Below are 25,317 nucleotides of genomic sequence, written 5' to 3'. Positions count from 1 at the left end.
CCGATCTCGATCGCCGGTGCGCCACCGTCCAGAGCGATCTTGCCGGCTACTGGAGCAGCAGGTCGGCAGAACGGCCCGATGCACACGGGGCACCAGATGAGAGGGGTTTCGCGAACCGTGGTGACAGTGGATATCTTCGGTCGCTGCCAGTCATACACCGTGAGCCAGGAGGCTCGCGCAGCCAAGCTCTACCCGTACTTCATACCCTTCGAGGGGCACGACGCGACCGTCGCGCAGACAGTCGACGGCGACATCCTCATGTGCGGTTCGAACAACTACCTCGGGTTGACCTCAGACCCGCGCGTGAAAGCGGCGGCGCAGGCGGCAATCGAGGAGTACGGCACGTCGCGCACGGGCTCTCGGCTGCTCAACGGCAATACGCCACTACACGACGAGCTGGAGCGGGAACTGGCCGACTTCCTCGGCATGCCGGCGGCACTGGTGTTTCCGACCGGCTACCAGGCGAACGTCGGCGTGATCGCATCGCTGCTGTCGCGTCACGACGTGGTCATCCTCGACCGTGAGGCGCACGCCTCGGTCTACGACGGCTGCGGCATGAGCCGGGCCAAGACCCGACGGTTCGCCCACAACGACATGGACGACCTGGAGCGGCAGTTGGCAGCCAGCCCTCCGGACGCCGGCCGTCTGGTCGTCGTGGACGGGGTGTACTCGATGGCCGGCGATCTGTGCCCGCTGACCGAGGTGGTACGGCTGTGCCGGCAGTACGGTGCCCGCCTGCTCGTCGACGACGCACACGGCGTCGGCGTGCTGGCCGATGGCCGGGGCACCAGCGCGCACTTCGGCGTCACCGATCAGGTCGACCTCGTCACTGTCACGTTCAGCAAGTCGCTGGCGTCGATCGGCGGTGCCGTGCTCGGCCCAGAGAGTGTCATCGAGTACCTGCGCCACCATGCGCGCAGCCTCATCTTCAGCGCATCCGCCCCACCGGCCAGCCTGGCCGCCGCGTACGCCGCACTGCGCATCCTGAAAGCGGAGCCGGGGCTGTGCCGGCAGGCGGTGGAGAACGCGTCGTACGTGCGTCGCGAGCTCACGGCCCTGGGCTACGACCCGATCCCGAGCGAGACGCCGATCGTGTCCGTGCGGCTCGACGACATGCAGCAGACCCTGCTCGCGTGGCGCAACCTGCTCGACCGCGGCGTGTATGTCAATGCGGTCATCCCCCCGGCGGCGTCGCCCCGGCTGCGAGCGAGCTTCTCCACCACGCACACACCGGAGCAGCTCAAGCGCGTCGTCGCCGCGTTCGCCGAGGTCGGCGACCTGATGCCCCTGGAGGAGCAACAATGACCGTCAACCAGCTCGAACCCTCAGTCAGGACCCGGGATCTGGTGGTGGCGTGGGCGCGGATGTGGCGGTTGCACTTCGTGCCGTTCTCGTTGTCGGCAGGTCTGGTCGGCATGACAGCGCCGCCGGCCGGGGCCAACGCCGCGACTGTCGTGATCGGGCTGCTGTTCTGCACGCTGGGATACGGCGTCGGCGTGGTCATCAACGACTGGTTCGACCGCGAGGCCGACGCGGTCAATGCTCCGGATCGCCCGTTCGTTACCGGGCTGATCAACCCCCACATCGGCTTGGCGCTGACTCTCACGATGTCCGCAGCCCTGATGGTGGTAGCCATCGTGGTCGCACCGACGCTGGCGCTGTGGAGTGTCATCGCGATCGGGGGGCACCTGGTCTACTCCTGGACCAAGCGCATCCCCATGCTGGGCAACCTCGTCAACGGCGTCGACATGGCGCTGTTCACGGTCCTCGGCGCCGTGGCCGTCCGACCCGACGCAGGCTGGCTCGACATCCCGGCGGTGACCTGGTTCCAGACGGCGCTCGTCGCTGTCACGTTCAGCGGCTTCTGCCTCGTCGGGTACTTCAAGGACATCGAGGGCGACCGGGTCGCGGGTTACCGCACGCTGCCGGTGGCCATCGGCACCAGGGCCTCCAGCCGGATCGCCGTGGTGTTTCCGGTTGTGGCGGTGATAGCGGCGGGCACAGCCGCCGTGGCGGAGGCCGACAGCGCGGGTGCCTACGCCGAGATCGTCTGCTGGGTGCTGCTCGGCGCGTCCGCGCTCGGGTTCGCGCAGAGCCTCGTGACACTCAACCGGGCGCCAGAGACCCGGGCGTACGAGGCGCTGGTCTGGTTCATCCGGGCGACCACGCTGTTCTTCCTGTCGCTCGGCGCGCTGCACCGACCGACGCTCTTCCTCGTCGTCGCCGTTCCGATGATGGTCTACCTGGAGCTGACGTTGCGTGCGACCCAGTCCTCCCGGCAGGCGTGACATGACCTCTCTCGCCGGGAACCGGCTGACGCTGAACGGGGCCGAGGGCAGCTTGATCCTCGCGATGCGCGAGCGCATGGCCCGGTCGCCACGGCAACTCAACGACGCCTTCGAGGCCGATGCCGAACTACTCGATCTGGGTGCCGCCGGGCTCCTGGCAATCACCGTCGACACGTTGAACGACGGAGCCGAACTGGCTACCGCCGCCACGCCGTACGCGAAGGGATGGTTGACCACCACCGTCAGCGTGAGTGACCTCGCCGCGGTGGCCGCCGACCCGGTCGCCGTGCTGGTCTCCTGCTCGCTGCGCCCGGACAGTTGGACCGTTGAGGATGCCCGCGAATTCGGGCGCGGCGCATCCGAGGCCGCCGAGCGGTACGGCTGCCACATCGTGGGCGGCGACACCAACTGGGCCAACGAGGAGAGCTTCACCTCGTGCGCCCTGGGAACCGTCCCCCGCGGATCCGTAGTGAACCGGATGGGCGCTCGGCCCGGCGACGCGCTGTATGTGACCGGCCCGATCGGGGCCGGCAACGCGGTCGGTTTCCGCGCCCTGGCACTGGGCGGTACGGGGGCAGGCGAGCCGTGGCTGCCTGAGGCGCGGGTGGCCGCGGCCGAGCCACTGCGCCGCTACGCCCGGGCGTGCATCGACACCAGCGACGGTCTGTTGAGCGCGGCGGTCAGCCTCGCCGAGCTCAACGGCCTGGGGGCCGAGGTGGTGCTGCGCGACGAGGTGTACGCGCCGATCGTCTCCGCCGTCGCCGACTCGGCACGCCTGCCTCGGTGGTGTTCGGCCGCCGCCGAGTGGGGCGAGTTCGAGCTGCTGTACGCGATCGACCCAGCCGACGTGGAGCCGTGCTCCCGGGCGCTGTCGCAACGCGGCCTTTACCCCATCCACGTGGGGCAGCTGGCCGCCAGTCCGGAGCTGCTGTTGGTCGACGAGTCAGGCAAGCGCCAGGAACTGCGGAGCCTGCTGACGCGCATGCGGGCACTCGACCCGGCCGGGTCGTTGCTCGCCGACCTGCGTGCCCTGCTGTCGGGGGGTTCGTGATGGGATCTCGTCTGGCGCTGGTGACCGGTGTCACCGGCTGCGTCGGCCGCGCGGTCGCCGCCGCCCTGCGGGAAGAGGGCTGGTCGGTACGCGGGCTGGTGCGGGCACCCGCGCCGGACGATGCGACGTACGCGGCGCACATCGGTGACCTGACCGACCCGGAGTCGCTGCGCGGCTCCTGCGCCGACGTCGACCTCGTGGTGCACGCGGCCGCCGATCTGACCGACTGGCGACCCGGCCCTCGCATCTGGCAGGTGAACCGGGACGGCACCAGGGCGGTGCTGGACGAGGCGCGGCGCTGCGGCGTTTCCCGGTTCGTCTACGTCAGCACCGTCGACGTCTTCGGTTTCAACGCGACGAAAATCATCGACGAGGCGTCGCCGCGGCGGGTGCCCCGATACCCGTACCCACTGTCGAAAGCCGCAGGCGAAGACCTGGCGTGGTCGTACCACGGGAACGGTCTCGATGTCACTGTGGTGTATCCCGCCTGGGTCTTCGGCCCCGGCGACCGCAACTTCCTGCCCGAGCTGGTGCGCGGGCTGCGCGCCAACAAGCTGGTCCAGTTCGACCGCGGCGTACCCCCGATCGAGTTGACGTACAGCGCGAACCTGGCCGACGCGATCGTGCTGGCCGGCACCACTCCCAGCTGCGCCGGTGGCCGGTTCATCGTCGGTGACTCGTACGGCCTGACCCTGGGGCAGCTGTTCGCCTCCGTTGCCGAACGGATCGGGGCACGTCCGCCGACCTCCTCGGTCCCCTTCAGCGCGGCCCTGGCCGCGGGAGCCCTGTCCGAACTCGCCGGGATGGCCGGCATCGGCGTCAGATCCGGCCGACCGCTGCTCACCCGCTACGCGGTTCGGTCCGTCGCCGGGGGAATGCGGTACGACGTCGGCCGGATCCGGTCGATCGGCCATTCACCCCGGTACGGGTTCGCGGAGGCGCTGAGCCACACCATGGCGGGACTGGAGATGGAGCAGGCGCATGGCAGCCGATGAGAACGGCCCGGTCGTCTGCATCATCAACCCCGCGTCCGGGGTCCAGCGCAGGCGCACGATCGTGCAGCGGATCGCCGCGGAACTACCCGACGCGGAGTGCTGGTCCACCCGCTATCCCGGGCACGGCATCGCCCTCGGGCGGCAGGCGGTCGAGGACGGGTACGGCACCGTCGTGGCCATCGGCGGCGACGGCACGCTGTCCGAGGTGGCCAACGGGGTGCTGGAGGGGGGCGGGGAGAAGGTACGACTGGCGTACGTGCCGGCCGGTACCTGCAACGACTTCGCTCGCGGCCTGCGGCCGGTCACCGACCTCGGTGACCTGCTCGACCGCACCCGCGACCGGGAGACCGACGTCGGTACGGTGACCTTCACCCGGCCCGACGGCACCCGTGACCACCGGTACTTTCTCGTCAGCTGCACGGTCGGGCTGATCAGCGTGATCGGCCAGCGGTTCACCGAGAAGACACCGGTCAACCGGGTGCTCAAGCGGGTCAACCTCCAACTCGCCGAGACGGCGTCGAGCATCCGGACGCTGGCCCGCTGGCAACCCGTCGCGGTGCGGTTGGAACTCGACGGCGAACCGTCCAACCAGAGCATCAGCAATCTCGCCGTGCTCAAAGTGCCGTACTTCGCCGGTGGGCTGACCTTCGGCCGCACAGAGCCCCCACGGGCGGGATACCTGGACGCGGTGCGGGTGGCGGGTGTCGGCCGAATCGGCGTCGCCAGGTTGATGTGGCAGGTGTTCCGCGGTGCCGCAGCGGGGCATCCGGCGATCCACCGGCAGGAGGTCCGCACCGTGGGCATCGACGCGGACAGCCCGTTGCCGGTAGAGGTCGACGGCGAGATCGTCGGATACACCCCGGCCGAGTTTTCGATACATCCGTCGTCCCTGACGACGGTGGTATGAACCCAGCGAGGGAGCGACACGTGCCTGCCCCGAACACGTTCCACATCGGACTCGTGGTGCCCGACTACACCGGCCAGCTCAGCCCGATGGCGACGCTCGGCAGAGAACTACTTCGGCGGGGCCACCGGGTCACCCTGGTTTCCCTGCCGGACGCCGGAACGAAGTCCTTCACGGCCAGGTTCGCCTTCGCACCGATCGGCGAGCGCGAGTTTCCGGTTGGCTCGCTGGCGCGCTTCTCCGAGGAGCAGGGCCGGCTGACCGGCCTGGCCGCGATACGTTTCATCGTCCGCGGGTACGTGCGCGAGGTCGAGGTTCTCCTGCGGGATCTGCCGGTCCTGGTGAAGAGGCACGGCATGGACGCGCTGCTGGTGGACCAGGTCTACGGCGCTGGCAACTCCGTCGCGGAACACCTCGACATTCCGGTCGTGAACGTGTGCAACGCGCTGGCGCTGAACACCGAGCCCGGTGTGCCGCCGTTCATGACGGCGTGGCCGTACCATCCTTCGCCGCTCGCGCGGGTGCGCAACGTGCTGGGCGACCAGGTGGTCGCCCGGGTCATCCGGCCGGTGCTGCAACGGATCAACGAACGTCGCGCCGCGTGGGGCCTGCCGCCCATCAACAGCGTGAACGACGGCTCGGATCTGGCCCAGATCACCCAGCAGCCGCCGTTCTTCGACTTTCCCCGCACCCGCCTGCCGGACTCGTTCCACTACACCGGGCCGTTCCACGACGAGGACAGCACCGAGCCGGTGTCATTCCCCTGGGAGCAACTCGACGACCGTCCCTTGATCTACGCGTCGATGGGCACCCTCCAGAACCGCCTCCCGCACATATTCGAGGCGATCGCCACTGCCTGTGCCGGGCTCGACGCGCAACTGGTCATCTCCCTCGGCAGCGCGGACGTCGAGCCGCCGACGGGCCTGGCCGGAAACCCGATCGTGGTCCGGTACGCGCCGCAGCTCGAACTGCTGGCGCGGGCGTCTCTCGTCATCACGCACGCCGGAATCAACACCGCGCTGGAAGCGCTCGCCCATGGCGTGCCGATGGTCGCGCTGCCCGTGGGCAACGACCAGCCGGGCGTGGCCGCCCGGCTCAAGTACCTCGGCGCCGGCGAGTTCATCCCGGTGCACAAGGTGACTCCGGCACGGCTGCGGGCGGCCATCGAGAAGGTGAGCGGCGACCCTGCCTACCGCGCGAAGGCGCAGCACTACAAACGCCGGATCGCGGAGTTGGACGGCGTGCGGCGCGCGGCCGACATCGTGGAGGAGGCGTTCCGGACACGCCGGCCGGTACGCAGACAGCAGATGTCCGAGATAACGGAGGGTGGCCGCCGATGACACAGCAGACGGGGCGGATGGCCCGGCAGCTGCCGACACTCAACGGTCTGCGGGGGATCGCCGCTGTCACTGTCTTCTTCTCCCACACGACGTTGTTCGGTTTCTTCGCCGACGAGCGGATCGACGACTGGTGGTACCTCGTTCTCAGCCGTACCGGATCGGCTGCCCTCGGCTTCTTCTTCATCCTCAGCGGTTTCGTCCTGACCTGGTCGGCTCCCGACCACGAGCCGAATCGCCGGTTCTGGCGCCGTCGGGCCGCCCGGATCCTGCCGAACCACCTGGTCGTTTGTGCCGTGTTCATCGTTCTTCTGATCCTGGTACGAGGGGGCGCGCCGCTGTGGCCGACGGTGGCGAACCTCGCGCTGGTGCAGAGCTGGATCCCGGATGAGTTCATCTTCAACGGGGTCAATCCGCCCAGCTGGTCGCTGAGCTGCGAGATCTTCTTCTACGCGTCGTTCCCGTGGGTGCTCGCCGGCATCCGAAGGCTCAACGCTGCCTGGCTCTGGTCGCTCGGGGGTGGCATCGTCGCCGCGATGCTCGTCGCGCCCGCCTTCTCCCTGGCGTTCCTTCCGGCCGAGCCGACGTACACCTACGCCGACGCGGCGTTTCCGCAGTTCTGGTTCGTGCAACAGTTTCCGTTGATCCGGATGCTGGACTTCGTCCTCGGGATCGTCATCGCCCAGCTCGTCATGCGGGGGCTGTGGATCAGGCTGAGCCTGCCCGGCGCCGCACTTGTGACGCTGGCCTTCTACGGCGTCTCCGAGGTCGTGCCGCTGCTCTACTCGGTCGTCGCGGCGATGGTCATCCCGCTCGCGTTGCTGGTGGCCGCCGCAGCGCGGGCGGACGTCGAGGGGCACCGCTCGCCGCTGCGCGGGCGGGTCACCGGCTGGCTGGGCGACACGTCCTTCGCCTTCTACCTCATCCACATCCTGGTGTTGTACGGCGCCGGCAACATGTCTCCGAACGGCTTCGGCGTCCCCGCCGCGCTCGCCGTGATGGTCGGCGCCTACCTGTTGACCCTCGGCCTGGCGTCGTTGCTTCACATCGGCGTGGAACGGCCGATGATGCGCCGGTTCGCCAAGCCCCGCAAACCTGCCGCTGCCCCTCAGGCCGCCGCAGCGGCTGCCGCTACGCCGGCCACTGAGCCGACGCCCGTCGCGACGGGTGACGCAACACGAACCACGTAGCGACGAACCGAACGGTGCCCTGGCTGATCCCGTCCGGATCAGCCAGGGCAGCAGTTCACCTGATGGTCAGCGTGGCCCGGACCGCGCCAGCCGGACGCAGAGTGACCATCGGTACGACCTCCAGCCGCTCGTCACGCGTGTCGACACGGTAACGGGAGAGCAACGCGCTCAGCAGTACGGTCATCTCCAGCAGCGCGAAGTGTTCCCCGATGCAACTGCGCGGCCCGCCGCCGAATGGGAAATAGGCGTAGCGCGGTCGATCCTGCTGCCCGAGGAACCGGTCGGGCTCGAAGCGCTCCGGGTCGGGCCAGAACTCCGGGTGCCGGTGCGTGACCCAGGGAGCAACCACCACCTTGGTATTGGCCCGAATTCGGTAACCGGAGACGACGACGTCGGATTCGGCCATCCGCTCCATGCTGTACACGGGCGGGTACAGCCTCATGCCCTCCATGACCGCAGCCCGCACCAGGTCCTGGTCGCCCTCGGCGGCCCCGGCCGCGACCCGTTCCTGCACCTCGGGATGTTGACCCAGCAGGTGCATGGTGAAGGCCAATCCGGCCGAGGTCGTCTCGTGCCCGGCGAGCAGGAAGACGAGCATCTGGTCCCGGATCTCCTCCATGGACAGCGTCTGCCCGGTCTCCGGGTCCTTCGCCGCGAACAACCGGCTGAGCATGTCCTCGGTCTCCTCGCCACCGGTGCGCTGGCGGGCGGCGATGATGCGGTCGATGATGTCGTACTGGGTCGTGCGGACCTGCGTGATCCGGCGCGACCGCGGAGTCGGCCAGCTCAACGGCAGCTTGACGACCTGTAGGGCGCGGGCCAGCGCGAGGTCGCCCAGAATGGGCATGAGCTCCTGCAGACGGGGGACGACCTCGTCGATGTCGTCGCCGAACAGCGCCCGGCCGACCACCCGCATCGTGTAGCGCTGCATCACCTGGTACAGGTCAACGACGGACCCTGCGGTGACCGCCATGTCGTCGACGACGCGGGCCGCCTCCTCGGCCATCAGCTCGGTGTAGCGGGCCACCCGGCGCGGCGTGAACAGCGGTTGCAGCGTCCGCCGCTGATGCAGCCAACGGTCTCCGTCGCTGGTCAGCAGGCCCTCACCGATGAACTCCCGAAGGATCTCGTACGCGCTCGCGCGGCGGCTGAAGACCTGGGGTGTGGTGAGGACCTGATGGATGCCGTCGGGGTGGTGCACGTTCACCACGTCGACGCTGACGGCACGTGGCCCCCGAGGCAGCCCGACGTGGTAAGCCACCACGTCGCCGTACGTGTGGAAACCGTTCAGGATCGATCCCAGCAGGTCGTGACGGAGTTCCGGCAGCATGCCGAGGAGCGGATGCCCGGCCGGGCCCGGTACGGCGATGGCCTTGGACAACTGTGTCGTCACGGTGATCCCCCGTTCAGTTGATCGACGTACGTCGACTATGTTTCCACGCGCCGCACCTCTTTTTTAGTCCCTGGCCCCCGTATTTCGCAGCGATCGTCATCGTTGTGGCTGTCGCCATCAGTCAAGAAGTCAGCACCAGCCGACGCCCCGCCGGCCGGCCGAGGAACGACAGCCGGGCGTGGCGCCGCTGGACGGCGCGCACGCCCGGCGGTGCGGGCAGGCGCGGCTGCTGCGCTCGCGCCGGCGGCTGCTCACCAGTGGCGGTACGACGCCCAGTCGAAGTCCGCGTGGACGCCCTCGGCGCCCAGGTCCTGAACCCACAGGCCGACGAACGCGCCGGTGAAGCCCCAGCCCTCAGGCTCACCATCCACCAGAGTCGCCGCGTACTCGTCGGACAGAATGGTGGCGTCGAGCTCTGCCGGCAGGTCAACCCAGCGCGCCTCACCGGCCAGTTGGTAGGCGAAGGTCAGACGCGGACCGTCGAAGGTGACCCGCAGCGTGATGTCGCCCGCGCTCGGCAGATCGACGTGGCACGCGTCGTGCATGACACGCCGACCGTTGTCGCACGACATCACCTCAAGGACCGGCTGGCCGTCGTCGTCGGCGGTCACGTAGGCGTAGTGCCAGTTGCGGGTGTTGTAGTAGGCGGTGACGCCGGCGAGCTGGCGGTAGTTGGCCGGCTCGAAGTGCATGGAGGTGGTCAGCTCGCACTGCTTCGAGCTCACGCGACGCGCGACCAGGCTCGGACGCAGCCGGCCGACCGGCGACTGGCCGCCGTGAATCCGCAGGATCGAGGGCCGCGACGTGAGATCCACCCAGTCCGCGGTGGCGGGACGGCGCAGCGTCGACCACTCGGGGCCGAGCACCGGCTCGGTGAAGTCGTCGTGCTCCTCCGCCAGATCCTCTGCCGGCTCGGCTTCGCCCGGCACGGGTACGAGCACCGCCGGTATCCCGTCCTCAATGCGCGGCCACTCCCCCTCCGGCCACTGCACCGCCTGGATTGCGGTCTCCCGGCCGAGGACGCACCGGCCGAGGGGTGTGTACGGCCGGGCCGTCAGGTGCGCCAGGTACCAATGCCCGTCCGGCGTGGAGACGAGGCTGCCGTGACCGGACTTCTGCAGCTCCAGCTCGGGACGGCCGTGCGAGGTGAGCAGCGGGCCGGCCGGATGGGCCTCGTACGGCCCGAACAGGCTACGGGAGCGGGCCATCGTCGCCTGGTGCGTCCAGGAGGTGCCGCCCTCCGCGGTCAGCAGGTAGTACCAGCCGTCCTTCTGGTACACGTGCGGAGCCTCGGTGACGCCGGCGGCGGTTCCCTGGAAAATTGTCCGCTCGGTGCCGACGAGGCGACGGGCCTCGCGGTCGTACTGCTGGATCTGAATGCCCGCGAACCGATCACGGCCCGGCCGCCAGTCGGCGACCATCGACAGCATCCAGGTTGAGCCGTCCTCGTCGTGGAACAGCGACGGGTCGAACCCGCGCCCATGCAGTACGACCGGGTCCGACCAGGGCCCGGCGAGGTCGCGCGCGGTCACCAGGTAGTTCTGCGGATCCCAGTATCCGCTGGCGAAGCTCGCCACGTCGGCGTACAGGAGATAGAACTCACCGTCCACATAGGACAGATCAGGCGCCCACACGCCATTGGAGTCGCCCGCTCCGCTGAGGTCGAGAAGCCGCCGCTCGGTGATGACGCCACCGAGCGGGCGCCAGTGCACCAGGTCGGTCGAGTGGTGCAGCCGGACGCCCGGGTACCACTCGAAGGTCGACGTGGCGATGTAGTAATCGGTGCCGACGCGCAAGATCGACGGGTCGGGGTTGAAGCCGGGAAGGACCGGGTTTCGGATCAGCCGGCCGGGCACTTCGCCGTCGTGGGGCCCGGCGGCTGCCGGACTCTTTGTTGCGGTCGTCATTTCGGTTCTCCGTAACGGTAGCCTCGTCGAAAGTTTCGGCGAAGTTCGATCGCCGGATCGGCACAGACTAGCCGTTGGAACGCCCTAGTGACAATGTCGACGGCCAGTACAGCTGTGTCTTTTCAACTCTCCTTGTCTCCGGAAGTTGCTCCGATATTTCGCTCCCACAACCCTCTTGGCGACCCGGTAATGAGGGCCTGACCTCCGGTCCGGCACGGCGCTCCCGAGCCCCCGCGCGTGGTGCAGATCCGCGAGGCAAACCTGCCGGTTAGTGGCGCAGGCGGCCAGCACGGCACCGGTCCGAGTGGCCAGCACGGCCAACGTGGAACCGCCACCGGCGCTGGCCCGTCCGGTCCACGGCAGCTCGGCGCACCGGCCTCGGCTGCCGTGGCGGTGCTCGCGAGCACGTCGTGGACCTCGCGGCGCTCAGCGGCTGGTTTCTCGGCGCGGCGGGATCGATCGAGGGCGCGATCGTGACGGTCCGTTAGCCGGTCGCGTGTGGCAGGACGGTCTCCGGCACGCCGAACACGAGCACCCTCTCGGGACGCCAGAGATGAATCGGCGCTGCCGCATGTCGACGGTTTCACCATGCTTGAGCCCCACCACGACCTCGCCGCCGCCGCCACGCGTCGCGCTAATCAGATGCCAGATTCCCATTGACGCTTACCTTTTCCGAACGGTCTCCCCGAAGGGTGCGACATAACCGGTGGTGAATGTTGGCCTTCGCAATGCCTTCACGTTCCGACGGGCCGGCAGGTCAGGTACGCCTGCCGCCACGTCCCAGCTACCGTCCGTAACCGGTGATCAGATGGCGCGGTTCAGTAGGTAACAGCCAAACGATCACGGGGTCGTCGGGGAGACAGACAGTGGACAACGAGGAAGCCGGTTGGCGCCCATACCCTGGCGCGTACCGTGCTCCAGAAAACCTTCGCCCCGTCGAGCCCGGCCGCATCGTCGGCCTGGGTGCCAGCTGCGACCTCCGAGAGGCGTACCCCGAGGATGCCGGGACCCGCAGCTTCACAGTCAGCGAGTTCGCGATACTGGAGGACGGTCGGCGTGTGCTCCTGCACGCAGATCGTGGATTCACTGTCACTGCTCGATCAACCGGCGTCCCGGGCGGTGTCGTCCCGCTCATCGAGACTCGGGACAGCATCACCCAGCACGTCTTGAACGCCGTACTTCCCGACGACGAAGAATGCGCAAAGGGGCAGGACCATCCTTGGTCCTGGCTAGCCCAGCTGGCTCGGGCTCGCGGCCTGGACGCGACCGCAGAAGACCTACGAGACCTTCCCTACGAAGTGGTCTTCACCGACAGAACGATCCGTTGGCTCGCGCCCGCCTGAGCTCAGATCCTGGACCATCACCTACGAGGCTGGAGAACCTGCCGAAGTCAAACGAAAGCCCGCCGAACCGAAAGAAGCCGCATCAGCTGGCTCCGTCGTAGGCTCCGGCAGTGGGAAGCAATCGAGAACGGATCATGGCTCAGATGTTGGATGCGGCGGAGAACGCCTCCCCGGTCGAGGCGGTCGAGGCGGTCACCCGGGAACTCGGCATGGCGCTGGGGGCTCGTAGCGTCGCGTTCTTGATCGCGGACCTGAGCGGCCGGGCGTTGGTCCGGTTGGCGCACGTGCCACTGCACGTTGCCGAGGAGGGACGGCGGGACGGCGACGAGCTTGCCACAGTCATGCCGTTTGACGGTGGTCCCGCGGAGCAGGCGTTGCGCACGCAGACGGTGCGGGTCGTCGGGCAGCCTGACGGGTGGATGGTGTGGGCGCCGGTGACCGACCGCGGTGAGGCGATCGGCCTGCTGCAGATGGTTCTGCCGGCCGAGCCGGATGCCCGTGATCTGGAGGAGGTCGGTCGCACGGCACACGTGTTGGCGTTCGTGGTGATCGCCAACCGGCGACACACCGACCTCTTCGAGTGGGGGCAACGCACGACCCCGTTCACCCTGTCCGGGGAGATCCAGCGCCGCCTGCTGCCCAGCTCGTTCACCTGTGAGGCCAGCGCGTTCACCCTGTCCGGCTGGCTGGAACCCGCCGCGAGCGTCGGCGGGGACACCTTCGACTACAGCCTCGCCCGCGACGTGCTGCACTTCAGCGTCACCGACGCGATGGGCCACGGGGTGGCCAGCGCACTGACAGCCACCCTGGGGGTGGGCAGCCTGCGCAACAGCCGCCGCCGCGGAGTGGGCCTGGTGGAACAAGCCGAAGCCGCGAACGCCGACGTGGCCGACCACACTGCCGTGCCCGGCAGCTTCGTGACCGCGCTACTGGGCCGCCTGGACCTGCGCAGCGGAGTGTGCGCGCTGCTCAACGCCGGACACATTCCGCCGATGCTGGTACGCGACGGAAACACCCAGATGCAGTCGCTGCCGGGCAACTTCCCCCTGGGCATGTTCGCCGAGACCACATACCGGGCCGGCGAGGTCACGCTACGCCCCGGCGACCGTCTGGTGGTGGTCACCGACGGCGTGCGGGAGCGCAACGCCGCCAGCCTGGATCTGCCGGCCATGTTGCGGTCGATCGCCGGTCTGCACCCGCGCGAGGCGGTCCGGGCATTGGCCGACGCCGTGCTCGAGGTCAGCGGACCGACGCTGGTCGATGACGCCACCCTGTTCATCATCGACTGGCACGGCGGACATGCTGAGGAGCGGCAGAGCAGTGCCGGAGCGGACCAGACACGCGCGAGCACCGCGCTGCCCGACTGACTAACCGGCTGGCGTTTCGGTGGGACGCAGATCGGCTTCAGCAGCCGACACACTGTCGTAGACATCGATGGCTTGATCCACCGACGTGACCGACAGGACGCTACGCACGGGAGGCTGCGCCGCGGCCAGACACAACCGGCCCCCGACATCCCGCCACGCCTTGAACATCACCACCAACGCGCCCAGCCCGCTGGAGTCCATGAAACCGACCTCGGCCAGGTCCACCACCACCTGACGGTCACCGGCGTCGACCAACCGTTGCAGACCCTCGCGCAGCTGCGGGGAGGTGGCCATGTCCAGCTCGCCGCGCACCTCCAGCACGGTGCAACCCCGGCCAGCCCGGACCGACAGCAGCAAATCCACCACAACCTCCCACGCCGATGACCCCCGCTTACCCTATTGCGCCGGCGGGTGAACCGCCGCCGGCCGGCGCACGTCGAGCGGACACCCCGGCCGTTTCACCTCGGCTCGGGCCGGGTAGCGGTGAGACATCGGTAGCGCTGATCAAAGCCGGCGCATCCCGCTCTAGGATGTCGGCAGTTGTCCGGCGGGTCATGTACGGGCCGGAGGGAGTAACGCAGATGCGGGTGAGAATGACGCTGTCACTCCCCCGCCAACCATCCTCCACGACCCGCGCCCGCCATGTCCTCACCACTCTGCTGAGCCTCACCGACGTCAGCGAGGACACCCGCACCAACCTCGCCGTGCTGATCAGCGAGGCATGCGCCAACGCGGTGATCCATGCCGACCCCGGGGGCGACGTCGACATCACCATCAGCATCGACGACCAGGTCTGCCTGATCGAGGTCGGCAACCGCGGCCGCAGCCCCGACAATGCCAAACTCGACGCCGACCTGCCCGCCCCGCTCACCATCGGCGGCCGTGGACTGCCCCTGATCGGTGCCCTCGCCGACACGGCCGCCTTCGTCGCCGGTGCGCCGGGCCAGGTGCTGCTCCGCATCACGAAACACCTCAGGCAAGCCGCAGCACCCACTTGCTGACCGGGCGGGTAGGGGCGATGGTCGAGACCACGAGCCAGCAGGGCGGACGGTCGGCCATGGTGGCTGATGCAAATCGGTCGTAGGCTCGTGCGGGTGAACGTTGCCGCCGATGCCAACGGCACCCCGGTTTCCGCACTGCGCATCCTGCTGGTCGAGGACGACCCGGCCGACGTCGCACTCATCGAAAGCGCTATCGCGGCGTGCGGTCTGCCCACGGAGCTGCACCCGGTCGGCGACGGCGAGGAAGCGATGGCGTTTTTGAACCGTACCGGCGCCCACACCGAGGCGCCCCGCCCCGATCTGATCATCCTCGACTTGAACATGCCCCGGATGAACGGTGCCGAGGTCCTGTCGGCGGTCAAAGTCGACGACCGTCTGAAGGTGATTCCTATCGTGGTCTTCACGACCTCCTGCACCGATGCGGATGTGCTCAACAGCTACGCCGCCCACGCCAACGCCTACGTCACCAAACCCGTCGACCTTCCCACCTTTGAGCGCGTCGTTGGCGACATCCACCGCTTCTACAGCACGGTCGCCTCGCTTCCTCTTGCACCATCGGACCTCGGATAGGGCACGCGGCTGCCATTGCCGCAGCGAGACGGTGGTCCGGCTGATGGCGGACGCACGGGCCGAACGCCTTTCGACGATGACCGAGGCGGCCCTCGCCGACCTCTACCTGTTCGGCGCGTTGCTGGTCTGCGCCGCGGCTACGCCGAAGGCGGGCGGCTCTCCCCGCACATGCCCGGCTGGCAGGTCATCGCGTGGGGCGTGGACAGCATGAATTCACTCAAGCAGACAGTGCGGGTCTGTCGGCTTACGCGCGAGGATGAGCCGGCACCGTGGGCTGCCGTCGCGTCGCTGTCCCAGAACGGTCAAGGCGGGTGTCGTCACGGTGAAGCCGGCCGCTGTCAGGTCGTCGCGGACGGCGGGCAGCGGGCTGGTGCGGTAGTACATGACGAACGGGGGTCGCCACACGGCGTTGCGGACCCGCATCGCCAGGTCGAATCCGAGCGTGGCCCAGTGCGCGGTCGAGGTCAGCGGCGGCGGTGCACCGATCGGGAAGGCGAACAGCCCGCCGGGCCGCAGCGCGCGGTAGACCCCCTCGAAGAGCGCCGGGCGCTCGCTGGGCAGGAAATGCCCGAGCGCCCCGAAGCTGACGGCGAGGTTGAAGTGCTCGCTGAATGGCAGGGCTCGAGCATCGGCCTGGACCCACGTGGCGTCCGGGTGGGCGCTGCGCGCCTGCGTGAGCATGCCAGCGCTGAAGTCCACGCCCGTAATGCCTGCTCGGCACGCAGACTTCAGAACCGTCATGCCCGCGCCGGTGCCGCAGCAGACGTCCAGCCCTCGGTCGAACGGCCCGAGCTCGGACAGCGCGTCGGCGATCGCATCGAGGTAGCTGTCCGGCGTACGGAAGGGCGTGTGGTCGAACTTCGGAGCCAGCAGGTCATAGCCGCGCTCGACCGAAGACAACGCCTGGACGCAGAGTTCCCGCAGAGACGGACCCTGAGGCGAAAACACGAGCCGAGGGTACCTGCCGGAGCCCGCCATACCCTTCGAGACTCGCTGCTGCGCTCCGCCGCCACTGGGACCCATACGAAACATGGATCCCGCACTCAGCGTTCCGATGCCGCCGACCAGAGCCCGGCGGGGCGACGCCGGAGAGCGGTCTCGAGCAAGGCCGGGGGCCGGTATTCCTGGTCGAGCGCGGTGACGTCGGTGCCCGGCGGAACGATCTCGTCGATCCGGTCGAGGATGTCGTCGGACAACTCGACGTCGGCCCCGGCCAGAAGGTCGTCGAGGTGTTCCATGGTGCGCGGGCCGAGGAGCGCGGCGCTGACGCCCGGGTGGGCGATGGCGAAGGCCATGGCCAGGTGGGTCATGGGCAGGCCGGCCTCCTTCGCGAGCGGGACGAGCTGTTCGACGACGTCGATGCGGCGCTCGTCGGACAGGTGACGGGAGAACTGGGCGCGCTTGAGGTCGTTGTCACCGCCCTTGCGCACCCGGCCGGTCAGCAGGCCCTGGCCGAACGGGCCCCACACCATGACGCCTATTCCGTACTCCTGCGCGAGCGGCAGGACCTCCCGTTCGATGCCACGGTTCAGGATCGAATACGGCGGCTGCTCAGTGCGCAACCGCTGCAGCCCGGCGCGCTCGGCTACCCACTGGGCCTGGACGATCATCGAGGCGGGCGTGGTCGACGAGCCGATGGCGCGCACCTTGCCGGCCCTGACGAGGTCGGTCAGGACGGACAGGGTCTCCTCCAGGTCGGTGTCCGGGTCGGGCCGTTGGAGCTGATAGACGTCGATGTGGTCGGTGCCGAGCCGGCGCAGGGAGTTCTCGACGGCGGTGGTGATCCAGCGGCGGGAGGCGCCCTTCTGGTTGGGGCCCTCGCCCATGGGCAGGCCGACCTTGGTGGCGAGGACCACCTCGTCGCGGCGGCCCTTCAGGGCTTTTCCGACGATGTCCTCCGAGTCGGCGTAGCGATCGGCGGTGTCGATGAGGTTGATCCCGGCGTCGATCGCCCGGTGGATGATCCGGACCGACTCATCCGGGTCGTTGCCCATCTGGCTGGCGAACATCAGCGTGCCGAGGCCGTACGCCTGGCGGGATCGCACGAGACCGGCCGAGGTCGGCCTGCCAAACGGCGGAGGTCGGCGCGCGCCGGGCCTGCGGCGTGAGGAGCTCGCGCTGCTCGCCGGCTTGTCCGTCGACTACATCGTGCGGCTCGAACAGGGCAGGTCGACGAACCCGTCCCCGCAGGTACTGTCCGCGTTGGCTCGGGCGTTGCGGCTGGCGGCGGCGGAGCGTGAGCACCTTTTCGTGCTCGCCGGTCAGGCGGTGCCGAGCGCCGGGCAGGTGTCCGATCATGTGCCGGCGGGCGTCCAGCGCCTGCTCGATCGACTGACCGGCACACCGCTGAGCGTGTACGACGCCGCCTGGAACCTCATCACCTGGAACCCGTTGTGGGCGGCCCTGTTCGGTGACCCGCCACCGTCACGCGGCTTCGGCAGGAATGCGGTGTGGTGGTCCTTCGTCGCACCGCCCGCCGGATACCCTCAGGCGGTGAGCCGGGACACGGGTCACCGCGCGGCCTTCGTGTCCGACCTGCGAGCGGGCTCAGCCCGCTATCCGAAGGACGCTGGACTGGCCGCACTGATCGATGAGCTCCGTACCCGCAGCGCTGACTTCGCGGCCCTGTGGGATTCCGGCGCGGTGGGTGTGCACGAGTCCCTGACCAAGACGGTCCGGCACGCGAGCATCGGTGAGCTCACCCTCGACTGCGACATCCTCGCCGCGCTCGGCACCGACCTGCGGATCCTGGTCTTCAGCGCGGCGGAGGGCAGCGAGACCGCCGAGCGGCTGCGGCTGCTGGACGTCGTCGGCGTCCAGGCGCTGACGGGCGCCGGAACGGACAGATAACGCAAGGCGCAGTACAGCGGGCATGCGCGACGTTCGCCGGGGCCGAGGTCGGGTATCCGGCAGCTACGGCCACAACCAGTGACACCACGTCACACGCGGTCGTGACATGGCGCCACTGACGGGTCAGCGGCGCCCGCGCTGTCATGGGTACATGTCCACTACACCTGTCATCGAAGTCGACCGGCTGAACCTCCCCTACGGCGACTGGGAACCCCAGCCGATACCACCGCACACCGTCGGACGAGCGCTGCGCCGTTCGTGAAGCGCTTCGCGCGACATGTGTCGGTTCTCAGTCAGCAACAGGAGTGAAGAGTGGGAAGCGAGCAGCAACAGCGCCCAATCGGTGTCGTCCAGGAGGGTGCCAGGTTTGGTGGGCGCCGACGGTTCGCGAGGTCCCTCCGCCAGTGGGTCGCCCTGTTCCCGCTGACGGCCATCGCGTTCGTGCTCGCGTGGCTCAACCGGAGTCCCTGGTGGGGTTGGGCACTTGTCGTGGGGCTGCTCATGGTGCTCGGTGCGACAGTGCGCTCGTGGGCCCGAGGGCACGCACTGCTCCAGACAGGTGCGTGGCTGCTCGCCGGGACGCTCGTATTCGGGGCGGCGGTGGTCGCCTATCCACCGCCGCAGACCCGCATCGCGGGCGGCGAGGACCGCTCGCCGTCCGGGCCGGTGCAGACGCAGCAGGGCCCGATCGCCGGCGTCTACAACGACGAGCGCACAGTCGAGGTCTTCGCGGGTATCCCGTATGCGCAGGCTCCGGTGGGGGATCTGCGTTGGCGTGCGCCTGAGCCGCCGAAGCCGCGCGAGGGCGTGTTCACCGCAGACCGGTTCTCCGCCGTTCCGGTTCAGAGCACCTCCACGTTCTTCACTCGGGCGCTCTCGCAGATCGTGCAGGTGCCCCTGGAAGGCACGCTCCTCAATCCGTATCCCGTGAGCGAGGACAGTCTCTCCCTCAACATCTGGCGGAGCACCACACCCGCCTCGGAGAACCTTCCCGTGCTCGTCTACATCCCCGGCGGCGGCTTCGCGACCGGCTCCGGCGCCCTCCCCCTCTACGATGGCGAGGCGCTCGCCTCCCGGGGCCAGGTGATCACCGTGACCGTCAACTACCGGCTGGGGGTACTCGGATTCCTGTCCCATCCCGAACTGTCCGCCGAGTCCGCGCACGACGCGTCGGGCAACTACGGGATCCTCGACCAGATCGCCGCCCTGGCCTGGGTGCGCGACAACATCGCGGCATTCGGCGGCGACCCCGACCAGGTCACGATCGCGGGCGAATCCGCCGGGGGTGAGAGCGTCTGCATCCTCGGTGCGACACCGCTCGCCGAAGACCTCGTGGACGGCATCATCGCCGGCAGCGGAGCGTGCATGGGCACCACGGGGAACACCGAGCGCGGCGACCAGACTGACACGCGCGAGTCGGCAGAGGATGCCGGCCGCCGCCTGAGCGAGCAACTGGGAGGGGCGACCATCGAGGAGATGCGCGGAATGCCCGTCGAGCGCGTCCTGGACGCGGCGGGTGCGCTCGATGCCCACTGGCAGCCCTCCGTCGACGGCCACGTACTCGAGCGATCGCCGGCGGAGACCTACGCGTCCGCGGAGCAACTGGACGTGCCGACCCTGGTCGGCAGCAACGCGGACGAGGCCTCGCTCGCGCTGGCCAGCCCGCCGGACACGGACGTCGACGAGTACCGGTCGTCCGCACGCGAGACATACGGTGAGGATGCGGATCGGTTCCTCGATCTGTATCCAGGGGAGACAACGGAACAGGTTCTCGAGTCGCTCCTGCGGGCCGAAACCGACAAGATCATGACCCGAGCCATGCGGCGCTGGGCTCAGTTGCAGACGCAGACGGGTGAGTCGGACGCCTATCTTTACTTCTTCTCACACATCCCTCCCGAGAAGGGGCTTGAAAAGTACGGCGCCTACCACGGTGCCGAGGTCGCGTACGCATACGACAACCTGGGCGCCGACAGCGCCGCCGACTACACGGAGGCCGACTACCGGCTCCGCGACCAGATGAGCGCGTACTGGGTCAACTTTGTCCGCACCGGCGACCCCAACGGACCAGGCCTGCCGCCCTGGCCGACGGTCGAGCAAGCGCCCGACCACGTCATGGAGTTCGCTGGCGGCAGCGGGATGGCACCCCGTCCACGCCCCGACGCCGTCAACTTCTGGATGGACTACGACGGGCCGATCCCCTAGACGAGTAAGTGACCATCAACCAGACCGAACCGCGCGTGGCTTGAAATCCACGCTGAAGACACCTGGATGACACATGGCAGTAAGAGTGAGTGATGCCCCCGAGGCCAAGCGATACGAGGCTCGCGTCGACGGAGAGTCCAAGGTCGCGGGCGTTGCGCAGTACATCCGTACCACGGAACTCGTCGCTTTCGTACACACCGAGGTCTTGCCGGAGTACGAGGGCAAGGGGGTCGGGGCAGCACTGGCCCGCACCGCCCTCGACGAGGCGCGCGCCGCGAACCTGCTGGTCCTGGCCACCTGCCCATTTATCGCGGGGTGGATCGCCAGGCACCCCGAGTATCAGGACCTGGTGTACCAGGCCCACAGCAGGGTCAGTGACTGAACGGCCGTGCATGGCGACGATGCGACGACGGAGGCGCTATGAGCAGCGGAAACAACAAGAAGGCGTACGAGGGTCAGAAGATCACTGTCACGGGCATCCAGGATCAGGAGCCTGATGGGTTCCGGGAGGCTGTCGTCGGCGCCGCCTGAGAAATTCAGCCGGCGTGGACAGATTCCATGCTGATCTGGCGTGATCGCCCGTTGGTCACAGCCAGTCGTGTTCGCGGGCGTAGCGGGCCGCTTCGTGGCGGGTCCGGGTCTGGGTCTTGCGCATCGCGTTGGAGACGTAGTTGCGGACGGTGCCCGGCGCCAGGTGCAGGCGCGCGGCGATGTCGGCGACCGAGTAGCCCTCGCCGGTGACCCGCAGGACGTCGGCCTCACGGTCGGTGAGGGGGTTGTCCTCGGTGACGGCGAGCGCGGACACGTCCGGGTCGATCCAACGTTTGCCCGCGTGCAGGGTGGCGATGACGGACGAGATGTGCGCCGGCTCGGCGGACTTGCTGACGAAGCCCTGAACACCGAGCTTCAACGCCTTGCGCAACACGCCGGGGCGGGCGTGCCGGGTCAGCATGAGAACCACCTGCTCCGGGCGCGTACGCCGGATCTCGGCGACCGCGCCCAGGCCGTCCACGCCCGGCATCTCCAGGTCGATGACCAGCACGTCGGGTCCGTGCCGCAGGGTGGCTTCGACGGCCGTCCGGCCGTCCTGCGCCTCGGCGAGAACGGTGATGTCGCCCTCCATCGGCAGCAGCGCGGCCAGGGCCGTACGCAGCAGCGCCTCGTCGTCGGCGAGCACGATGGTGGTCATCGGCCGTTACTCCGTTCCCCGCCGGCACGTACGGCGGGGAACGTCGCCGCCGTCCGAAAGCGTCCCTGCTGCTGTTCCACGGTCAACTCCCCTCCGTCACCCGCCACCCGTTGCCGGAGTGCGGCCAGTCCCCTGAGCTCGGGCGGCGTGGTGGTGGTGACGCCGTCGTTGACGATGGTGATGCTCGACTCGGAGATCGTGATGTGCACCTGGGTGGCCTGCGCGTGCCGCAGGATGTTGGTGGTCGTCTCGCGAAGCACCTGACCGAGCAGTTCGTTGGCGCGCGCATCGACCTCGGCCTCCCGGGTCACCCGGACCCGGATGCCGGCGGCCTCGAACAGGTTCTTCGCGTTCTCGATCTCCGCGGTGAGGTTGAGCCGCCGTTGCGCGTAGGCCAACTCCTTGGTCTGCGCGATGGTGTCGCTGACCAGCGCGTACGTCTCCCGCAGTTCCTTCTCCGCCCGAGCGGTGTCGCGGAGCAGCAGTCGCTGCGCCAGGGCGATCTTCAGCTTCACCACGTGCAGGGTGTGGCCCTGGATGTCATGCAGGTCGCTGGCGAAGCGGACGCGTTCGCGGATCACCGCGAGTTCCGCTTCCCGCTCCCGGGTCTGTTCGAGCTCCCGGATGAGGTCGTAGAAACGCTCGCCCACGATGGTGAAGACCGTCACGGCGATGGTGAGGACGGTCGGGATGAGGACGTAGGTGACCAGGACGTGACCGATGTCGTCCCGCTGCACCAGCAGCCGCGCCGTGCCGACGACGGCGACGTAGGCGACGAGCCCGGCCACCGCCAGCTTCCGGTGCCGCCGAACCTCGCGCATGGCGAGCGAGCCCACCGCGCAGAACCCCCAGTAGGCGTTGGGGCTGCCGGTCACCAGGACCCCCAGTGGCCACACCGCTCCCGCCACGACCAGGCACGGCACCGCCACCCGCGCCAGGTCGTTGGCCGTCCACCGCTCGAAGGCCACCACGCCCGCCACGGCCCCCGGCGCCAGGACGACAAGGTGCCACCAGGTATCCGCGTCGGTGTAGACCAGGATCACCGCGGCGACCACGACCGGCGGTAGGGACGTGGCGAGGTTGAGCCGTCGCAGCCTTCCCTGCGTCGACTCGGTGAAGCGCGGCGATCTCGCGGTCACCACACCAGTATCGGGCAGCCAGGTGCCATGACCAGTGACACCACGTCACATGCGGTGATGACATGACGCCACTGACGGGTCGGTCGCGTCCGCGCTGTCATTGGTGCATGTCCACTACACCCGTCATCGAAGTCGAACGGCTGAACCTCACCTACGGCGACTTCCACGCCGTGAAGGATCTCTCCTTCGAGGTACGGCCCGGAGAGCTCTACGCACTGCTCGGCACCAACGGAGCCGGGAAGACCTCGACCCTGGAGGTCGTCGAGGGCCACCGGAAGCCGACCTCTGGCTCGGTACGCGTCTTCGGGCACAGGCCCGACGACCGCCGGGCGGTACGTCCCCGGATGGGCGTGATGCTCCAGGAGAGCGGATTCTCCCCGGACCTCACCGTCCGTGAGTCCGTCGGCCTGATTGGCCGGCTCACCCGGCGCGCCGACGATGTCGGTCGGGTGCTCGACGTGGTCGACCTCACCGGTCGCGCCGGACGCAAGGTGTCCCAGTTGTCCGGCGGGGAGAAGCGGCGGTTGGACTTCGCCACCGCGGTCTACGGCACCCCGGAGCTGATCTTCCTGGACGAGCCGACCACCGGCCTCGACATCCAGTCCCGCGACGCCGTCTGGGCGACCGTGGACCGGCTGCGGGAGAACGGTTCCACCATCGTGCTCACCACGCACTATTTGGAGGAGGCCCAGCAGCGTGCCGACCGGATCGGGCTCATGCACGAGGGCACCCTCCACCGCGAGGGCACTGTGTCCGAGCTGACCCGCACCCTCCCCGGCGTGATCCGCTTCTCTCTTGCCGCGCCGGTTCCGCCGCTACCGCTGCACGCGGCCGTCGACGCCGACGGGAAGGTCACTGTCGAATCCTTCGAACTGCAGAAGGACCTGCACCTCCTGCTCGGCTGGGCGCAGGACCACGCCGTGGAACTGCGCGACCTGGCGGCCGGACCGACCCGGCTCGACGACGTTTTCCGCGCCATCAACAGTTGATTTCGTTCTCCGAGAGGCCCATCACCGTGTTGTCCATCGCGTCCAGCGAACTGATCCAGATCTTCCGCAACAGGCTGGTGCTGATCACCAGCCTCATCATCCCGGCGGCGGTGTCCGCGTTTTTCGTCCGTCAGCACGAGACCTACGTCGCCATCGGGAGCCTCGGCTACATCGCCGCGATCGTGATGTTCACCGTGGCCGCGTTCGGGCTCTACGCCACGGCCGTCACCACCCTGGCCTCCCGGCGTCAGAATCTCTTCCTCAAGCGGCTGCGCTCCACCGCCGAAGGCGACGCCGGCATCCTCGCCGGCCTGCTGCTGCCCGTACTCCTGCTCACCGTGGTGCAGGTGACCGCGATGCTGACCGCCCTGGCCGTGGTCGCCGGTGGGCCGGACAACGTCGCCCTGCTGGTGGTGGCGGTTCTCGCGACCGTGGCCATGATGATCGGGTTGGCGCTGGCCACGGCCGGTCTGACGAACTCCCCCGAACACGCCCAGGTCACCACCCTGCCCGTTACCCTCGGTGTGATCGCCGTGGCCAGCTGGGTCGGCATCTCCGGCACCGAGAACCTCGCCTGGCTCAAGCGGCTGCTGCCCGGCGGAGCGGCCACCGAGTTGACGATGAACGCCTGGAACGGCGGCGTCGCCGTGATCGACTCCCTGCTCCTGCTCGCGCCCACGCTGGGCTGGGTCGTCATCGCCGTAGCCCTCGCCACCCGCCTCTTCCGCTGGGAGCCCCGCCGATGACCACCGAACCCCGGTCGGACGCCCCGACCCTCGTGGAAGACCTCCTACTGCTGCTGTTCCAGCCCAGGTCGGGGACCATCGCGGGTGAGAACACCCTCTTCTACGTCCTCGGCGGAGCCGTCCTCGCGGACCTCGCCCTCGGCGGTCACCTGACCACGTCGGGCCGGGGGCGGGTCAGCAGCGTGGCGGGTCACCCGCCGTCGGACGGCCTCCTGCGCCCGGCGTGGGACTACCTCGCCGAGAAACCCCGAGGGGTGCAGACGGCACTGGCCGCGATCGGTCCCCCGCTGCGGGGGCCGGTTCTGGAGCGGCTCATCGCGCGGGGCGACATCGACCAGAAGCCGCGTAAGGTGCTCGGCCTGTTCCGGACGACGGCCCTGCGCGACGGCCGGACCGAACGTCGGTCCCGCCTGCTCGCCGACGTTCGGCGGGTCCTCGTGGACGGCGCGGAGCCGCAAGCCCGGGTCGCCGCGCTCGCGGCGCTGCTCTCGGCGAGCGGAACACTCCCGCAGTTCCACCGCGAGATCCCGTGGACGTCACCGGTGATCAGCCGAGCCAAGGAACTCGAGCAGGGCAACTGGGGCGCCGACGCCGCGGGGGCAGCCGTGACCCGCACCGTGACGGCCACCGTCGTCAACAGCGCCATCGCGGCCATCACCGTGCTTCCTCGGGGCTAGAGTCTCGCCCGTCCGCAAAAGCCTGCACCTACGTGGGGGTCGGGCTGGAGCTACCGGGTCCAACGCTCATGCACCACCTGCCGGGCCTTGTTGCCACTTCCTTGCAATAAGGTGGTGGCACTCAAGGAAGCCAAGCAAGGGTGGACGACCGTGTTGGTTGAAGAAATCGGGAGCGGGCC

At 68.8% G+C, this 25,317-nt stretch carries 24 protein-coding genes; 17 read left to right on the top strand and 7 right to left on the bottom strand.

The genetic code is table 11. From position 1 onward, the window contains the following. The first annotated feature begins 159 nt into the window (after positions 1–159). From V6U86_RS14595 to V6U86_RS14565, 7 genes are read left to right on the top strand one after another with little or no spacing between them, the layout of a single operon-like run. On the top strand, positions 160–1,305 hold the full coding sequence (locus tag V6U86_RS14595; RefSeq protein WP_334503251.1) for an aminotransferase class I/II-fold pyridoxal phosphate-dependent enzyme: 1,146 nt from the start codon (positions 160–162) through the stop codon (positions 1,303–1,305). Next, complete coding sequence (locus tag V6U86_RS14590; protein ID WP_334503249.1) at positions 1,302–2,288, top strand: UbiA prenyltransferase family protein; 987 nt, start codon at positions 1,302–1,304, stop codon at positions 2,286–2,288. The genes V6U86_RS14595 and V6U86_RS14590 overlap by 4 nt, the downstream gene beginning before the upstream one ends. 1 nt (position 2,289) lies before the next feature. Continuing rightward, the gene (locus V6U86_RS14585) at positions 2,290–3,339 is read left to right on the top strand and encodes a thiamine-phosphate kinase (RefSeq protein WP_334503247.1); all 1,050 of its coding nucleotides are present in this window, start codon (positions 2,290–2,292) and stop codon (positions 3,337–3,339) included. Continuing rightward, a complete protein-coding gene (locus V6U86_RS14580) occupies positions 3,339–4,334 on the top strand; it encodes an NAD-dependent epimerase/dehydratase family protein (RefSeq protein WP_334503244.1) in 996 nt (331 codons plus the stop codon). The genes V6U86_RS14585 and V6U86_RS14580 overlap by 1 nt, the downstream gene beginning before the upstream one ends. Further along, complete coding sequence (locus tag V6U86_RS14575) at positions 4,321–5,241, top strand: diacylglycerol/lipid kinase family protein (protein WP_334503242.1); 921 nt, start codon at positions 4,321–4,323, stop codon at positions 5,239–5,241. Before V6U86_RS14580 ends, V6U86_RS14575 begins: the two co-directional genes overlap by 14 nt. A 20-nt stretch (positions 5,242–5,261) precedes the next feature. Beyond that, positions 5,262–6,578: a glycosyltransferase gene (locus V6U86_RS14570; protein ID WP_334503240.1), complete on the top strand. Its 1,317-nt coding sequence runs from the start codon at positions 5,262–5,264 to the stop codon at positions 6,576–6,578. Further along, positions 6,575–7,765, top strand: a complete 1,191-nt coding sequence (locus tag V6U86_RS14565) for an acyltransferase family protein (protein ID WP_334503238.1) — start codon at positions 6,575–6,577, stop codon at positions 7,763–7,765. The genes V6U86_RS14570 and V6U86_RS14565 overlap by 4 nt, the downstream gene beginning before the upstream one ends. 55 nt (positions 7,766–7,820) lie before the next feature. Here the strand turns inward: V6U86_RS14565 and V6U86_RS14560 are convergent, their stop codons facing one another. Together V6U86_RS14560 and V6U86_RS14555 are read right to left on the bottom strand one after the other, a co-directional pair. Continuing rightward, positions 7,821–9,158 carry a cytochrome P450 gene (locus tag V6U86_RS14560; RefSeq protein WP_334503236.1) on the bottom strand — a complete coding sequence of 446 codons (1,338 nt, stop codon included), beginning with the start codon at positions 9,156–9,158 and terminating at the stop codon, positions 7,821–7,823. Between the two features lie 251 nt (positions 9,159–9,409). Continuing rightward, a complete protein-coding gene (locus tag V6U86_RS14555; protein WP_334503234.1) occupies positions 9,410–11,065 on the bottom strand; it encodes a glycoside hydrolase family 43 protein in 1,656 nt (551 codons plus the stop codon). A gap of 866 nt (positions 11,066–11,931) precedes the next feature. On the opposite strand from V6U86_RS14555, the gene V6U86_RS14550 reads away from it, so the two are divergent. Both V6U86_RS14550 and V6U86_RS14545 read left to right on the top strand, forming a co-directional pair. Continuing rightward, the gene (locus V6U86_RS14550; protein WP_334503231.1) at positions 11,932–12,408 is read left to right on the top strand and encodes a hypothetical protein; all 477 of its coding nucleotides are present in this window, start codon (positions 11,932–11,934) and stop codon (positions 12,406–12,408) included. Positions 12,409–12,518: 110 nt separating this feature from the next. Then, positions 12,519–13,775: a PP2C family protein-serine/threonine phosphatase gene (locus V6U86_RS14545; RefSeq protein ID WP_334503229.1), complete on the top strand. Its 1,257-nt coding sequence runs from the start codon at positions 12,519–12,521 to the stop codon at positions 13,773–13,775. Here V6U86_RS14545 and V6U86_RS14540 read toward each other — a convergent pair whose 3' ends face one another. Then, positions 13,776–14,138, bottom strand: coding sequence for an STAS domain-containing protein (locus tag V6U86_RS14540; RefSeq protein ID WP_334503226.1), 363 nt, complete (start codon positions 14,136–14,138; stop codon positions 13,776–13,778). Between the two features lie 218 nt (positions 14,139–14,356). Here V6U86_RS14540 and V6U86_RS14535 point away from each other — a divergent pair, with 218 nt between their 5' ends. Continuing rightward, a complete protein-coding gene (locus tag V6U86_RS14535) occupies positions 14,357–14,776 on the top strand; it encodes an ATP-binding protein (protein WP_334503224.1) in 420 nt (139 codons plus the stop codon). Positions 14,777–14,869: 93 nt separating this feature from the next. Continuing rightward, positions 14,870–15,346 carry a response regulator gene (locus V6U86_RS14530; protein WP_334503222.1) on the top strand — a complete coding sequence of 159 codons (477 nt, stop codon included), beginning with the start codon at positions 14,870–14,872 and terminating at the stop codon, positions 15,344–15,346. A gap of 213 nt (positions 15,347–15,559) precedes the next feature. Here V6U86_RS14530 and V6U86_RS14525 read toward each other — a convergent pair whose 3' ends face one another. Continuing rightward, positions 15,560–16,294 carry a class I SAM-dependent methyltransferase gene (locus V6U86_RS14525; RefSeq protein ID WP_334503219.1) on the bottom strand — a complete coding sequence of 245 codons (735 nt, stop codon included), beginning with the start codon at positions 16,292–16,294 and terminating at the stop codon, positions 15,560–15,562. A gap of 95 nt (positions 16,295–16,389) precedes the next feature. Further along, positions 16,390–17,355: an aldo/keto reductase gene (locus V6U86_RS14520; protein WP_442934941.1), complete on the bottom strand. Its 966-nt coding sequence runs from the start codon at positions 17,353–17,355 to the stop codon at positions 16,390–16,392. A 4-nt stretch (positions 17,356–17,359) separates the two neighbouring features. Between V6U86_RS14520 and V6U86_RS14515 the strand changes: the two genes are divergently transcribed. The 3 genes from V6U86_RS14515 to V6U86_RS14505 all read left to right on the top strand — a co-directional run bounded on the left by V6U86_RS14515 (position 17,360) and on the right by V6U86_RS14505 (position 20,780). Then, complete coding sequence (locus V6U86_RS14515) at positions 17,360–18,196, top strand: helix-turn-helix domain-containing protein (RefSeq protein ID WP_334503212.1); 837 nt, start codon at positions 17,360–17,362, stop codon at positions 18,194–18,196. Positions 18,197–18,508: 312 nt separating this feature from the next. Next, positions 18,509–20,398, top strand: coding sequence for a carboxylesterase/lipase family protein (locus tag V6U86_RS14510; protein ID WP_334503210.1), 1,890 nt, complete (start codon positions 18,509–18,511; stop codon positions 20,396–20,398). A gap of 73 nt (positions 20,399–20,471) precedes the next feature. Then, positions 20,472–20,780 (top strand): GNAT family N-acetyltransferase, encoded by a 309-nt coding sequence (locus tag V6U86_RS14505; RefSeq protein WP_334503208.1) that lies wholly within the window; start codon positions 20,472–20,474, stop codon positions 20,778–20,780. A gap of 204 nt (positions 20,781–20,984) precedes the next feature. On the opposite strand, the gene V6U86_RS14500 is transcribed toward V6U86_RS14505, so the two are convergent. Together V6U86_RS14500 and V6U86_RS14495 are read right to left on the bottom strand one after the other, a co-directional pair. Beyond that, entirely contained in the window at positions 20,985–21,587 is a 603-nt protein-coding gene (locus V6U86_RS14500) for a response regulator transcription factor (RefSeq protein WP_334503206.1), read from the bottom strand. Further along, positions 21,584–22,726, bottom strand: a complete 1,143-nt coding sequence (locus V6U86_RS14495; protein WP_334503203.1) for a sensor histidine kinase — start codon at positions 22,724–22,726, stop codon at positions 21,584–21,586. The genes V6U86_RS14500 and V6U86_RS14495 overlap by 4 nt, the downstream gene beginning before the upstream one ends. 107 nt (positions 22,727–22,833) lie before the next feature. Here V6U86_RS14495 and V6U86_RS14490 point away from each other — a divergent pair, with 107 nt between their 5' ends. Genes V6U86_RS14490 through V6U86_RS14480 form a run of 3 tightly spaced genes read left to right on the top strand, consistent with a single transcriptional unit; the run spans position 22,834 to position 25,138 of the window. After that, positions 22,834–23,715 carry an ABC transporter ATP-binding protein gene (locus V6U86_RS14490; RefSeq protein ID WP_334503201.1) on the top strand — a complete coding sequence of 294 codons (882 nt, stop codon included), beginning with the start codon at positions 22,834–22,836 and terminating at the stop codon, positions 23,713–23,715. Between the two features lie 26 nt (positions 23,716–23,741). Continuing rightward, complete coding sequence (locus V6U86_RS14485; RefSeq protein WP_334503199.1) at positions 23,742–24,461, top strand: ABC transporter permease; 720 nt, start codon at positions 23,742–23,744, stop codon at positions 24,459–24,461. Beyond that, positions 24,458–25,138, top strand: a complete 681-nt coding sequence (locus tag V6U86_RS14480; protein ID WP_334503197.1) for a GOLPH3/VPS74 family protein — start codon at positions 24,458–24,460, stop codon at positions 25,136–25,138. The genes V6U86_RS14485 and V6U86_RS14480 overlap by 4 nt, the downstream gene beginning before the upstream one ends. Positions 25,139–25,317 lie beyond the last annotated feature (179 nt).

The sequence above is a fragment of the Micromonospora sp. CPCC 205558 genome (assembly GCF_036902955.1).
Classification (GTDB): domain Bacteria; phylum Actinomycetota; class Actinomycetes; order Mycobacteriales; family Micromonosporaceae; genus Micromonospora.
This window is presented reverse-complemented; position numbering and strand designations above follow the sequence as displayed.